This window comes from Acidovorax sp. Leaf78 (genome assembly GCF_001422735.1).
Classification (GTDB): Bacteria; Pseudomonadota; Gammaproteobacteria; order Burkholderiales; family Burkholderiaceae_C; genus Acidovorax.
In genome coordinates this window covers 1-12,845 of record NZ_LMLZ01000023.1, presented here as the reverse complement: position 1 = coordinate 12,845, position 12,845 = coordinate 1, and the positions used below count along the sequence as shown (strand labels likewise).

At 64.4% G+C, this 12,845-nt stretch carries 11 protein-coding genes and 4 tRNA genes; 9 read left to right on the top strand and 6 right to left on the bottom strand.

The genetic code is table 11. From position 1 onward, the window contains the following. Positions 1–184 precede the first annotated feature (184 nt). The 5 genes from gltX to ASF16_RS20755 all read left to right on the top strand — a co-directional run bounded on the left by gltX (position 185) and on the right by ASF16_RS20755 (position 2,003). Positions 185–1,585 (top strand): glutamate--tRNA ligase, encoded by a 1,401-nt coding sequence (gene gltX / locus ASF16_RS20775; RefSeq protein WP_056172233.1) that lies wholly within the window; start codon positions 185–187, stop codon positions 1,583–1,585. Continuing rightward, positions 1,576–1,652, top strand: a tRNA-Asp gene (locus ASF16_RS20770). Before gltX ends, ASF16_RS20770 begins: the two co-directional genes overlap by 10 nt. Positions 1,653–1,716: 64 nt before the next feature. After that, positions 1,717–1,792, top strand: a tRNA-Ala gene (locus tag ASF16_RS20765). A gap of 30 nt (positions 1,793–1,822) precedes the next feature. Continuing rightward, a tRNA-Glu gene (locus ASF16_RS20760) sits at positions 1,823–1,898 on the top strand. 28 nt (positions 1,899–1,926) lie between these two features. Beyond that, positions 1,927–2,003: transfer RNA gene (locus ASF16_RS20755), tRNA-Asp, on the top strand. A 319-nt stretch (positions 2,004–2,322) separates the two neighbouring features. Here the strand turns inward: ASF16_RS20755 and ASF16_RS20750 are convergent. Then, on the bottom strand, positions 2,323–3,210 hold the full coding sequence (locus ASF16_RS20750; protein ID WP_056171791.1) for a LysR family transcriptional regulator: 888 nt from the start codon (positions 3,208–3,210) through the stop codon (positions 2,323–2,325). Positions 3,211–3,396: 186 nt separating this feature from the next. Here ASF16_RS20750 and ASF16_RS20745 point away from each other — a divergent pair, with 186 nt between their 5' ends. Both ASF16_RS20745 and ASF16_RS20740 read left to right on the top strand, forming a co-directional pair. Next, positions 3,397–3,954 (top strand): N-acetyltransferase family protein, encoded by a 558-nt coding sequence (locus ASF16_RS20745; RefSeq protein WP_369817183.1) that lies wholly within the window; start codon positions 3,397–3,399, stop codon positions 3,952–3,954. Beyond that, a complete protein-coding gene (locus ASF16_RS20740) occupies positions 3,954–5,210 on the top strand; it encodes an MFS transporter (RefSeq protein ID WP_235507465.1) in 1,257 nt (418 codons plus the stop codon). Before ASF16_RS20745 ends, ASF16_RS20740 begins: the two co-directional genes overlap by 1 nt. 221 nt (positions 5,211–5,431) lie before the next feature. Here the strand turns inward: ASF16_RS20740 and ASF16_RS20735 are convergent, their stop codons facing one another. Next, entirely contained in the window at positions 5,432–6,190 is a 759-nt protein-coding gene (locus ASF16_RS20735) for a 3-hydroxyacyl-CoA dehydrogenase (RefSeq protein WP_056171789.1), read from the bottom strand. Positions 6,191–6,357: 167 nt separating this feature from the next. Further along, positions 6,358–7,410, bottom strand: a complete 1,053-nt coding sequence (locus tag ASF16_RS20730) for an extracellular solute-binding protein (protein ID WP_056171787.1) — start codon at positions 7,408–7,410, stop codon at positions 6,358–6,360. A 729-nt stretch (positions 7,411–8,139) separates the two neighbouring features. On the opposite strand from ASF16_RS20730, the gene ASF16_RS20725 reads away from it, so the two are divergent. Beyond that, positions 8,140–8,373: a hypothetical protein gene (locus ASF16_RS20725; protein ID WP_056171785.1), complete on the top strand. Its 234-nt coding sequence runs from the start codon at positions 8,140–8,142 to the stop codon at positions 8,371–8,373. Between the two features lie 9 nt (positions 8,374–8,382). Here ASF16_RS20725 and ASF16_RS26310 read toward each other — a convergent pair whose 3' ends face one another. Together ASF16_RS26310 and ASF16_RS20715 are read right to left on the bottom strand one after the other, a co-directional pair. Then, positions 8,383–8,997 (bottom strand): hypothetical protein, encoded by a 615-nt coding sequence (locus ASF16_RS26310; RefSeq protein WP_200926949.1) that lies wholly within the window; start codon positions 8,995–8,997, stop codon positions 8,383–8,385. Between the two features lie 77 nt (positions 8,998–9,074). Next, a complete protein-coding gene (locus ASF16_RS20715) occupies positions 9,075–10,181 on the bottom strand; it encodes a hypothetical protein (RefSeq protein ID WP_056171781.1) in 1,107 nt (368 codons plus the stop codon). 89 nt (positions 10,182–10,270) lie between these two features. Here ASF16_RS20715 and ASF16_RS26305 point away from each other — a divergent pair, with 89 nt between their 5' ends. Then, positions 10,271–10,981: a hypothetical protein gene (locus ASF16_RS26305; protein ID WP_156372164.1), complete on the top strand. Its 711-nt coding sequence runs from the start codon at positions 10,271–10,273 to the stop codon at positions 10,979–10,981. Between the two features lie 347 nt (positions 10,982–11,328). Here the strand turns inward: ASF16_RS26305 and ASF16_RS20710 are convergent, their stop codons facing one another. Then, positions 11,329–12,765, bottom strand: coding sequence for an IS1182 family transposase (locus ASF16_RS20710; RefSeq protein WP_056171779.1), 1,437 nt, complete (start codon positions 12,763–12,765; stop codon positions 11,329–11,331). Between the last annotated feature and the right edge of the window lie 80 nt (positions 12,766–12,845).

Genomic DNA, 12,845 nt, shown 5'->3' with positions numbered 1-12,845 from the left:
GCTTTGTGCACCGCGCGCTTTGCTCACTGAACATCCGCCCATGGGCGCGCCGATCGGTCGGGGCGCCCGTGCCGTTTCAGGCCTGCGGACATCCGCCCGCGGCACGGCATTTATCATTTGGCATTGACCGCCGCCTGCGCACCCCCGGCATTTGCCAGGGCAGGGCGGACCACCCAGCAAGACTATGACCGACCAGAACAACACCTCCACCCCCGCCACTGGCCGCGTGCGCACCCGCTTTGCGCCGTCGCCCACCGGCTTCATCCACCTTGGCAACATCCGCTCGGCGCTGTACCCCTGGGCCTTTGCGCGCGCCATGGGCGGCGACTTCATCCTGCGCATCGAAGACACCGATGTCGAGCGCTCGAGCCAGGTGGCGGTGGACGTGATCCTGGAGAGCATGGAATGGCTGAACATGCAGCCCGACGAGGGCCCGTTCTACCAGATGCAGCGCATGGACCGCTACCGCGCCGTGCTCGAAGACCTCAAGGCCACGGGCCTGGTGTACCCCTGCTACATGAGCATTGCCGAGCTCGATGCCCTGCGCGAGAAGCAGATGGCCGCCAAGGAAAAGCCGCGCTACGACGGCACGTGGCGCCCCGAGCCCGGCAAGACCCTGCCCGCCATCCCCGAAGGCGTGCTGCCCGTGCTGCGCTTCAAGAACCCGCAGGGCGGCGTGGTCGCCTGGGACGACAAGGTCAAGGGCCGCATCGAGATCAGCAACGACGAACTCGATGACCTGGTGATCGCGCGCCCCGACGGCACTCCCACCTATAACTTCTGCGTGGTGGTGGACGACATCGACATGGACATCACCCACGTGATCCGCGGCGACGACCATGTGAACAACACGCCGCGCCAGATCAACATCTTCCGTGCGCTGGGCAAGGAGCCACCGGTGTACGCCCACCTGCCCACCGTGCTCAATGAGCAGGGCGAGAAGATGAGCAAGCGCAACGGCGCCAAACCCGTCACGCAGTACCGTGACGAAGGCTATCTGCCCGATGCCATGGTCAACTATCTGGCGCGCCTGGGCTGGAGCCACGGTGACGACGAGATTTTCAGCCGCGAGCAGTTTCTGGCCTGGTTCAACCTGGACCACCTGGGCCGCAGCGCCGCGCAGTTCGACGAAGCCAAGCTGCGCTGGGTGAATGCGCAGCACATCAAGGCCCTGGCCGACGATGCACTGGCCGCCCTGGTGGCGCCGCAGCTGCAGCAGCGGGGCATCTCTGCGCAGGCGCTGGCCGACGGCCGGCTGGTGCGCATCTGCGCACTGTTCAAGGACCGCTGCGACACCACCGTGGCCCTCGCCAACTGGGCGCAGGTGTTCTACGGCGACGTGACCCCGGTGGACGCCGAGCGCGCCCAGCATGTCACCGAAGCTATCGCCCCCGCACTGGACGCACTGGCAGATGCCCTGTCTGCCTGCGAATGGGACAAGGCCTCCATCAGCGCTGCATTCAAGCAGGTGCTGGCGAGCCAGGGCCTGAAGATGCCGCAACTGGCCATGCCCGCGCGCGTGCTGACGGTGGGGACGGCCCACACGCCATCGGTCCAAGCGAAAGCTGCCTGCCAGGAGTGGTAGTTCAGTTGGTTAGAATACCGGCCTGTCACGCCGGGGGTCGCGGGTTCGAGTCCCGTCCACTCCGCCAGTCAAAAGCCCTTGCAGGTCTTTGATATGCAAGGGTTTTTCTTTGGATTCGTCCAGAGATCCGTGGGGGTATAGCTCAGCTGGGAGAGCGCTTGCATGGCATGCAAGAGGTCATCGGTTCGATCCCGTTTACCTCCACCACAATTTGAGTTCGGTTAGTTCCAAGGTTTTGACCCTATCGTCTAGAGGCCTAGGACATCACCCTTTCACGGTGAGTACCGGGGTTCGAATCCCCGTAGGGTCGCCAAGTTGTAGCAAGCGAAAGCTGCCTGCCAGGAGTGGTAGTTCAGTTGGTTAGAATACCGGCCTGTCACGCCGGGGGTCGCGGGTTCGAGTCCCGTCCACTCCGCCAGATTTTCGCCACGCAGCAGATTTTGTTGTGGGGTGGTCAAAAATAAACGGACTGCAGTTTTCACGACTGCAGTCCGTTTTTGTTTGTCTGGATCTTTTTTGGCCGCATGCACAGTTGGAAAACCTGATCCTCTGCGGAGGGCGACCGCATGAAATACCGGCGGCGATTTCGTGCAGCTGAGTAGTTTGGCGTTTGCGGCGTTCGGCGTTTGGGTTTTGCGGTGGCGGTGGCGGTGGTTGCTTTTGAGTGTGCGTGCTGGCCGCGGAAACTCTGTATGCACTTCAAGCAAATGGCCTGCAACCCGCAGCGCACCATCTTTTCATTCCACCGCCCGCAACGCTGCCACCGTTTCGCGCAACCCCCAGTGCAGCTTTTTGTCCCTGCGCATCACCACGGCCAGTGTGCGGCGCAGGGGCGGTGACAACGGTCGCACTTCCAGCGCGCCTCCATGTCCACGGTGCACGCCTTGCACCGCCATGCCCGGCAGCACCGCGCAGCCCAGGCCTGCAGCCACCAGTTCCTTGATTGCCTCCACGCTGCCCAGCGACATGGCAGGCTGCAGTGCCACGCCGGCGCGTGCAAACCAGGCATCGGCCAAGCGGCGGGTTTGGCCGCCGGGTTCATACAGCAGTACCGGGTGGCGCGCCAGTTCCTTGGCGTTGACGCGTGCGGGCAGCCCGGTGCCTGCGGGGGCAATGGCCACGAAGGGGTCCTTCAGCAAGGGGATCACCTCCAGCATCCGGCCGCTGGCAGGCAGCGTGACCAGGCCCAGGTCCAGCGTGTTGCCCTCTACGGCCTGCACGATGTCTGCGGTGTTGCCGGTGCTCACCGTAATGTCGAGCCCCGGGAACCGCTGCCGCAACGACCGCAACACCGGCGGCAGCAAAAAGATGCAGGCCGTGGCGCCCGTGCCCAGGCGCACGCGGCCGGTACTGCCGTCGGCGTGGCGCGACACGGCATCGATCGCCTCGCTCACCGCTGCATCGATGCGGCCCACGTGCGTCAACAGCTCCGCACCTGCCGCGGTAGGGCGCAGCACCCGGCCGACCCGTTCGACCAATACCGTGCCCAGCCGTTTTTCCAGTTGGCGCACCTGCAGGCTGACAGCTGGTTGGGTCAGGTCCAGCCGCTGCGCCGCGGCAGAGAAGCTGCCCAGTTCGATGGCGGTGGCAAAGCCGTGCAATTGGTTAAGGTTGATGCGTTCCATGCCAAAGAATTTCTCATACTTTGCATAAATTGAGAAAGCTTCTTTTATGGGAAGGATGTGGCCACACTGGCAACCATGCATACCTTGACGCCAATCCCACATTCCTTTACTTCCATCGCCACGGCGGACACGACCGCGCTGCTGACCCCCACTGTTGGAGGTGCTGCTCCGTCTACGACATGTGCCGTGCGCCCCGCACACCACGGCGACTTGCCCGCCATTCAGGCGCTGTACGCGCACCATGTGCTGCATGGGCTGGCCTCGTTCGAAGAGGTGCCCCCCGGTGTCGACGACCTGCGCGCGCGCCACGCGGCGGTGCTGGCAGCGGGGCTCCCCTATCTCGTGGCTGAGCTGGAGGGCCATGTGGTCGGCTTCGCTTACGCCACGCCGTACCGCGCCCGCTCGGCCTACCGTCACACCGTGGAAGATTCCGTTTACGTCGCGCCGGGCCTTGCGGGGCGTGGCATCGGCGCTGCGCTGCTGGGCGAGGTCATCCGCCAGTGCGAGGCCGGGCCGTGGCGTCAGATGCTGGCGGTGGTGGGGCAGGGCGACGACAACGCGGGCTCGATGGCGCTGCATGCGCGCATGGGTTTTGAGCGCATCGGTGCGCTGCGCTCGGTGGGCTTCAAGAAGGGGCGCTGGCTGGACACCGTGTTGATGCAGCGCCCGCTGGGGGCTGGCGATGGCGCGCTGCCGGGAGATACATCGTCGGCGGCGGTTTCGGCACCGCGCGAGGTGGCGTAGTGGCAGGCCTGGCATCGGGCACGGCGAGCAGGCCGACCGCCCAGCGGCTGCACGGCCGCGTGGTCGTGTGCCTGGGCGTCTCGCAGTTCATCTGCTGGGGTATTTCGTACTACCTGATTGGTGCGCTGGGCGAGGCGATGGTGCAAGACCTGGGCTGGGCGCGCACCACCGTGCATGGCGGTTTCGCCGTGGCGCTGCTGGTGATGGGCGGCGTTTCTGCCGCCGCGGGCCGCTGGGTCGACCGCTGGGGTGGGCGCCGGGTGATGGTGTGCGGCTCCCTGCTGCAGGTGGCCGGCTGCCTTGGCCTTGCCGCTGCGGATGGCGTAGCGCTGTACTACGCCGCGTGGGCGGTGATGGGCCTGGCGATGCGCCTGACGCTGTACGACGCAGCCTTTGCCGCACTGGCCCATTGGGCAGGGCCGCAGGCGCGCCGGCCCATGGCGCAGATCACGCTGCTGGGCGGCTTGGCGTCGACCGCTTTCTGGCCGCTGGGGCATGTGTTGGCAGACGGTGCCGGTTGGCGTGTCGCCTTGCTGGTGTACGCGGCGCTGGCACTGCTGACCGTGCCGCTGCATCTCGCGCTGCCCGGCTCGGCGGCCACGTTCAGGGACGTGGAGCCTGCCGAAGTTGCCTTGCGTGAGCGGGTCGAACCCCTGGCCCTGATAGGTGCGGACCGCGCACTGGCGGGCGTGCTCTTTGCCGCCCTGACCACGCTGGTGAATTTTCTGAATGCCGGCATGTCTGCGCACATGGTCGGGCTGCTCGCGGGCCTGGGACTGGCGTTGCCCGTGGCGGTCGGCACCGCGTCGCTGCGCGGTGTCGGGCAGTCCGCTGCGCGCCTGGCCGATGTGCTGTTTGGGGCGCGGTTTCACCCGTTGGCCTTGACCGTGTTGGCCGCGTTGCTGCTCCCGCTGGCGTGCCTGGCAGGTCTTGCGTCTGGCCAGACGCTGGCTGCGGCGTTGGTGTTTGTGCTGCTCTACGGCGCGGGCAATGGCCTGCTCACCATCACCCGCGGCACGCTGCCGCTGGTGCTGTTCGACCACCGCACCTATGGCGCCTTCGTGGGGCGTCTGGTCGCACCGGGCTTTGCGCTGTCGGCCTGTGCGCCGGTGGTCTACGCGGCGGTCATGGATGGGTATGGTGCGGCGGCAGCGATGTGGATGTCGGTTGCGGTGGCGGCACTGGTGTGTGCGGCATCGATGGCGCTGCTGCTGCGCTTGGGGGCTCGGGCAAGAAGCGCGGTAGCCGACTCTTGACACTGGCGCGACCAAAGCCAGTGCTCCCGCGCGAGGGCCGCCAAGCCGCGCAGGCGGCGCTTTGCTTACGTGCTCAGGGAGCGCCCCCTCTCCACTCGCGCAGCGAGACGAGAGGGGGCCGAGGGCCGCGGCTCCAAGCCTGCCTGCGCAGGATTGGACGTGCCTGAAGAGCCAGCGCCTCTGGCGGGGGCACCGAGGCGCGAAACGACTCAGGGGGTGAATTATTTCGGCGCCAGGCGGATCGCACCGTCCAGGCGGATTACTTCGCCGTTGAGCATGTCGTTCTCAAAAATGTGCTGCACCAGCTTGGCGTAGTCCTGCGGCGTGCCCAGGCGGCTGGGGAAGGGCACGCCGGCCGCCAGCGCGTCCTGCACCTCTTGCGGCATGCCGAAAAGCATGGGCGTGCCGAAGATACCGGGGGCGATGGTCATGTTGCGGATGCCGTTGCGGGCCAGGTCGCGGGCGATCGGCAGGGTCATGCCCACCACGCCACCCTTGGAGGCCGCGTACGCCGCCTGGCCGATCTGGCCGTCGTAGGCGGCCACGCTGGCGGTGGAGATCAGGGCGCCGCGCTCACCGGTGGCTTCGGGTTCGTTCTTGCTCATGGCTTCGGCGGCCAGGCGGATCATGTTGAAGCTGCCGATCAGGTTGACCGTGACGGTCTTGCTGAACACGGCCAGCGCATGGGCGCCGTTCTTGCCCACGGTCTTCTCGGCCGGGGCGATGCCGGCGCAGTTGACCAGGCCCATCAGCTTGCCCAGCGACACGGCCTTGGCCACCACGGCCTGGCCGTCTGCCTCGTTGCTCACGTCGCACTTCACAAAGGCGCCACCGATGTCACGGGCCACGGCTTCGCCCTTGTCGGCCTGCATGTCGGCGATGACCACCGTGCCGCCCTGCGCAGCCAGCATGCGTGCCGTGCCTTCACCCAGGCCCGATGCGCCGCCGGTGACGATGAAAACCTTGCCCTTGATGTCCATGAGGTGTCTCCAGTAAGTGACGTTAACGTAAACGTCAATTATGGCCGATGTGTCGCGCTGGCTCTGCAGCTTTGCAGGCGCAAAAAAAGCAGCCCGGCGGGGCCGGGCTGCTGGGAGGCTGGCACGCACGCCGCCAGAGCGGCCGCGTGCAGCGGGGCCGGGGCTGCTTACTGGAAGCCCACGCGGTCCAGCATCTGCTGCACCTTGGTCACGTTGGCGCCCACGGCGCTGATCGGGATGGTTTCGCTCTTGAACGGCTTGCCGTTGGTCATGGCCTTGAGGGCGGGGTTGTCCAGCGCCACACCCTTGGCGGCGGGCCATTCGTTGTTGCCGTTGGCAAAGTAGTTCTGCGCTTCGGGGCTGGCCAGGTATTCCAGGAACTTGACGGCGTTGGCTTGGTTCTTGGAGTGCTTGGCGACTGCGCCGCCGGCGATGTTCAGGTGGGTGCCCCAGGAGTCTTGGTTGGGAAACACCACGCCCACCTTGTTGACCACGGCCACGTCTTCGGGCTTGTTGGAGCGCATCATGCGGGCCAGGTAGTAGCTGTTGGTGACGGCGATATCGCATTCGCCCGATGCCACGGCCTTGATCTGGTCGGTGTCGCCGCCCTTGGGAGGACGGGCCAGGTTGGCCACCATGCCCTTGAGCCAGGCCTCGGCCTTGGGCTCGCCCAGGTGCTCTGTCACCGCGCCGAAGAGGCTCAGGTTGTACGGGTGCGAACCGGAGCGGATGCACAGCTTGCCCTTGTTCTTGGGGTCGCCCAGTTCTTCATAGGTGTCGACGTCGGCCTTTTCCACTTTGATCTTGTTGTAGACGATGACGCGTGCGCGGGTGGACAGGCCATACCAGGCGATGCCGCCGTCGGCCGCGGGGGCGCTGCGCAGGTTGGCAGGAATGGCGTCGTTCAGCACCTGGGACTTGACGGGCTGGAACAGGCCGTCCACCTCGCCCTTGTACAGGCGGGCGGCATCGACCAGCAGGATCACGTCGGCGGGGGACGCCGCGCCTTCGGCCTTCAGGCGGGCCAGGATGCCTGCGTCGTCCGCATCCACGCGGTTGATCTTGATGCCGGTAGCCTTGGTGAAGCCGGTGTACAGCGCTTCGTCGGTGGAGTAGTGGCGGGCCGAGTAGAGGTTCACGACCTGCTCCTGGGCAGAAACGGCGCCAGCGGCGGCGGCCAGTGCGCAGGTGCAGAGCAGGGCTTTCACGGTCTTCGACATGGATGCGTCTTTCGGGGTTTGTAACACCCGGATGATAAAACCAAACGCGAATTATTCTTAATAAACGTCTGGGTTTCTATGGGTATGCGGGGGCAGTGCTGTGAAGCGCGCCGCGAAAACTTGGACCGCATGCGTGCGATAAATCCTCGCGGTTCGCGTTACACCCACTGAAATGAAATTGCAACAAGTTAACTGACGACGCGGTGTACCCCACCTCGCCCTCTCAGGTTCGCGCTTGTTCGGCCCTGGCTTTGGCTGCACCATGGGCCTCCAGTTCAACATGGAGGCTCTATGCCAATAGTCCTGCCCTCTGGTCCCCTGCGTTTCAAGTTCTGGGGCTTGCTGAGAGAAGATCACCGCACTCGCGATTGCGCGACCGAAGTACTTGCTGCGATATTCATCCTCGGTGACCCTTTCTCAGAGCAGTCAAATTGGAGACTTGCCCACTGGGGGCCCTTCATGAGGCTGCGTCCCGATCTACGTGCAGCGCTGCTCGGCGCAGAAGAAAAGGCGCAGAAGCTCTATCAGTTGCCCTCTTTCAGGTTGGGGGGGGCGGTGTATGCATAGCATGCGCGTGAGGGGCGCGTTCGTGTGGAGGGGGTGGAGGTCAAAAAAGTCTGATTGGCACGCTTCTGTTTACAGACATCTAAACAGCCATCAGCAAAACTCCTGACTCGCAATTAGCGGAGGTCTTCCCTAGAGTCCGACCGACTTTTAGGAGCCCCCGCAATGACCATCGCCCCCCAATCCAAAGCCTCTCTGGTTCGCGAGCACATGGCCGCTGGCCGCTGGGCTGACGCCGTCCGCTTGGCTGCATCTTTCCCCCGCCTGGACAAGCACCGCGATGCGATCCTGGACGCCCGCACGGCCTACACGAACCCTCGGTGGATGGCTCAGCTTGGCGTGGACCCCGAAGCGGCCAAAGAGGCCGGTCATGCGGCCCTGCGTGAGCGCTTTGCCTGATCGCCCCTCTCACGCCCCCACATTCCAAAACAACGCGCCAGGCCCCGCCTCGGCGCGTATGTACTCCCAGGCCTTGGCGTCGTAGCCCGCCGCGCTTGGGAAAGGCGGCAGCACCTGTGCCGCTCGGCCAAAGGGCAGCGGATGCAATATCCGCCTCGCTCGGCCGGTATCGCACCCCTCCCTACCCACCACCACCGCCACAAATCGGGCGGTCGGCCACGCGAGCTGCAGCGCCCGTGTGAGGACTCCCGAGCCCGCCACGCTCCATACCTCGGCGGGCTGCAGGCCCGTGGCCGCCGCAGCCTTGGCGATAGCGCGCAGGCTTGCAGCGTCCTCCGCGCCAAAGGGGACCAGGTAGGCGCCGCGCTCGGCCGCGTATGTCCGAGCGCGGGCCTGAACCACCGACAGATAGCCACAGGGCACCGGCACCACGGCCGCTCCAGCGTCGGCCGCCGCCACGGTCAACGGGTGTGGCACCTTGCGGGCGGCCGTGAACACGGTGGCCCGGCGCCCGAGCAGGCGTGCGCAGTGCGCCAGGGCTACCTGGGCGTAGCCTTGGGCCGGGCTCGCATACACGAACTCGGCCGCCGCCTGTGTCTGCATCAGCGGCAAGATGGCGCGCATCTTGGTGCCGCCTGGCAGCAAGTCGTCTCGGACCACCAGGACGCCCGCATGCTGCTCAACCACGGGCGCCGGGAGCATCAGCGCACCGCTCCGCAGGCCGCCGTCGCGCGCTGGGGGTCGCCCTTCACGAAAACCAGGACATGCTGGTGCGTCTTGCCCAGCTTGCGCGATATCTCGAAGCCTTTCCCCACCCGGATCGGCAGCGAGCCCGCCTGGGTGACCAGAATGGCTTCGTTGTAGAGCCGCGCACCTGCATCGCGGAAGGCGGCAATCGTGTCGCTCACGAATCCACGGTACAGGCCCTGGGTGTCCCGGATGTCACCGACCACAAAGCAGGCGAAACGGTCCTGGCGCAGCATGGCCACGGCCTCCTTGATGATCTGGCGGTAGGTGCGCAGGAAGCGTGGATAGCGCATTGTGGACAGGTCTGCCTTGTCGTCGCTGTATCGCTCCAGGTTGCCATAGGGCGGGCAGGAAAACAGGAGGTCGGCTTGCACATCAGGCAGAGTCCGGCGCACCGCCAGCGCATCGCCCTGCACCCAGCGCGGTGCAGGCAGGCCGGGTTGGCCGAGCTGGGCCCATTGGGCGTCATTGGCCTCGATCTGCTCGGCGCGGAGGTCTACGCCCGCATAGGCGCGGCCTGTTGCCGCCGCGACGATGCCGCGCACCGACCCGCCAGCGAAAGGATCTAGCACCAGGTGGCCGGGCGCTGAGAACCAGCGGTAGACCAGCTCGCACAGCACCGGGTCGAACACGCTGGTGCCTTGCTGCTTGATCTTGTCGGGGTGGGCCTGGGCGAACTCGGCCCAGGTGGCTTTGCGGCCGAGGGTGAGCACCTTCCACCCGCCCTGCGCGTCCTGGAACAACTGGGCACCTACCACCAGGCGCTCGCCGATCACGTCGCGCACGATGGCGGGCTCGGCCAGCGTGGCGCCGAAGCGCTCGAGGAACGCGCCGACGTAGTCCTGGGGCGCCATGCCAGCGGGCAGCACCACCGAAGCGGGCAGCGGCCGGGGCGGCGGCAGCGGGTCGGATGGGCGGCGGTTGGGCAGGCCCACGCTGCCCGAACTGCTCGGGCCGCCCCCGATGGGATCGGGGCGCTCGGGCGGGATGGCGCTGCGCAGCCGTGCATTGCCTGGCGCGTACTCGAAGCCGGGATCGATGCCCTCGGGCAGAGGCTGCAAGGCCCCCTGGGGTGACATCCAACGCGGCCTAGCTTCCCCTTGGTTTTGCCGGATACATTACGTCAGAACTTTTACCAAGAGATCGCCACGTGTACCCAAAGGAATACTTTCTGGAGCGGTTTCGGAATGACGAAACCGAAGATCTGTTGCAGCGCTACGCAACTGTAGACCTCGCTGATGAAGCAAAAGAAGCAATTCTTTCTTTGCTCAAATCGCGCGGGATTGAAGATTCAAAGTTGCAACCTCTTGTGCTGCAAGCGAGGAAGGCGGCCTATCGCCAGACCAAGGGTACAAATGAATGCGATTTCTGCGGCAGCTCCGCTAGATTTTCAGCGGTCTTGGACGAGGGGCAGCGGTTCTGCAGCAAAGCATGCCTGCGTAATGCGCGTCTACTGGAGGTATCTGAGGACATCTCAGCGCGAGAAATCCTCAGCCATGCATTGCGCATCAAGAACGGCACTTGCCCTGAATGTCAGCAAGCCGGCTCAAAGATTGAAGTGCGGCGGTACTACCGTGTGTGGTCCGCGGGCATCTTCACACAATGGACTAACCGTACGCACATTTGCTGCCATTCTTGCGGGAGGAAAACAAACTTTGGCTCGCTAGTTTTCTGCACACTGTTCGGTTGGTGGGGCGTTCCATGGGGGTTCATCATGACCCCAGCCCAAATACTCGCCAACATCACGGAGATGTTTAGGCCATTAGCTGATCCAGCACCGTCTGAGGCTCTGGTACAAGCTGCGAGGCTCGATCTTGCTGCAAAGCTATACAAGAAGCGAGCAGCAGACACAAATGGCTGATTTTTCATTGAAGCGACCGCCTTTGGCAGCTTCTGAGCTCTTGGGTAGATCGTCCGCTTTTACTACGAGCCAGCGGCTGCTTCTGGCCGAGGCTGTGTGGAAACGCGCAATGAGCATGTGAACCAGCCCGTACCGCGTCACTGGGCCTCATTTTCCAGCAGCACTGCTGTAGGGNCTGCTTCTGGCCGAGGCTGTGTGGAAACGCGCAATGAGCATGTGAACCAGCCCGTACCGCGTCACTGGGCCTCATTTTCCAGCAGCACTGCTGTAGGGCCGTTTCTTGCGCACCTGGAGCCTTTTGACGCCTTCCTAAAGGCTTTTTCAGCCTGTAAAAGCCAACAAAGGCCTCACGCCTTCACCATCCGCATCGTCTGCGCGATATCCATCACGCTCATCACCCGCTTGAGGTTGTAGGCCAGCACGTGCAGGCTCATCTCGGTGCCCACGTGCTTGAGGGTCTTCATCAGGAAGTGCGTCGAGCCCATCCAGTGCTTGAGCGTTCCGAAGACATGCTCCACCGTTGATCTGCGCAATGTCATCGCCTCGGGATTGCTGTCCAGCCGTTGCTGCACGCGCTCCAGCACCTCTTCGTGCTCCCAGCGGCGAATGCGCCGATTGCTGCTGGTCGTGCACTGTGCTTTGAGCGGGCACTTGGGGCAGGCGCTTGACCAATACAGGTGCAGGTGTAGCCCCTTCTCCGTCGTTGCAAATCGGTGGATCGCACGTTCGCCTGCGGGGCATTGGTACTCGTCATCCTTGGCGACGTAGATGAAGTCGCCTTTGTCGAAGCGGCCCTCAGCCTTCGCGTTCGATGTCATCGGCTTGGGCACGAAGGTCGTGATGCCAGCGTCTTCGCAGGCCTTGAGCTGCGGGCCGCTGAAGTAGCCTCTGTCGGCGAAGGCTTGCAAGCCCTGGCTCCCCATAGCCTGGTCTGCGGCACAGGCCATGTTGTGCAGTTGTGCACGGTCATTGCCAACGTTCGTCACCTCGTGCGCGACGATCAAGTGGTGCTTGACATCGACGGCGGTCTGCACGTTGTAGCCCACCAGGCCCGATCCCTTGGCCTGGGTGGCCATCGAACGCGCATCGGGATCAGTGAGGGAGATCTGGCCATCGGGCAGGCTCTTTAGATGCTCCTTGAGACCATAGAGTCGCCGCATCTGATCGCGCAGCTTCTTTAGTTTCTCCTGCAGTCGTTCCGTCTTGGCTTCCACCTCTGCGGGCTGTGTGCGGTCAGCGGTCTCCAGCGCGTCCAGGTAGCGCTGGATGCTCTGCTCGATCTGCTGCTGGCGGGCCTCGATCTTGCCGGGCGTGAAGTTGCGGTCACGGCTGTTGACGGCCTTGAATTTGCTGCCATCGATGGCCACGATTGCCTGTGAGAAAAGGTTCAACTTTCGGCACATGGCGATGAAGCGCTTGCAGACGTTGCGGATGCCCGTGCCGTTGCTTCGGCGGAAATCCGCAACGGTCTTGAAGTCCGGCGCAAGGCGCCCGGTCAGCCACATCAGCTCAACATTGCGCTGGGCTTCGCGCTCCAGCCTGCGGCTCGACTGGATGCGGTTGAGGTACCCGTAGATGTAGAGCTTGAGCAGTACGGCCGGGTGATACGCAGGCCGTCCAGTGACCGCAGGATTGACCCCATCGAAGCCCAGGGCCCGAAGATCCAACTCTTCGACAAAGACATCGACAACGCGCACCGGGTTGTCCTCTGCGATGTAATCATCCAGGCACTCCGGCAGTAGGGTGACCTGTTGTCGGTCTTCGCCTTCGATGAATCGCTTCATGGGGCACCTCGCTTGAATCGGGTGCCGTTATTTTAATTTTTAGCAGCGGTTTAGGGTTGGGTTTTCACACAGCCTCGGCC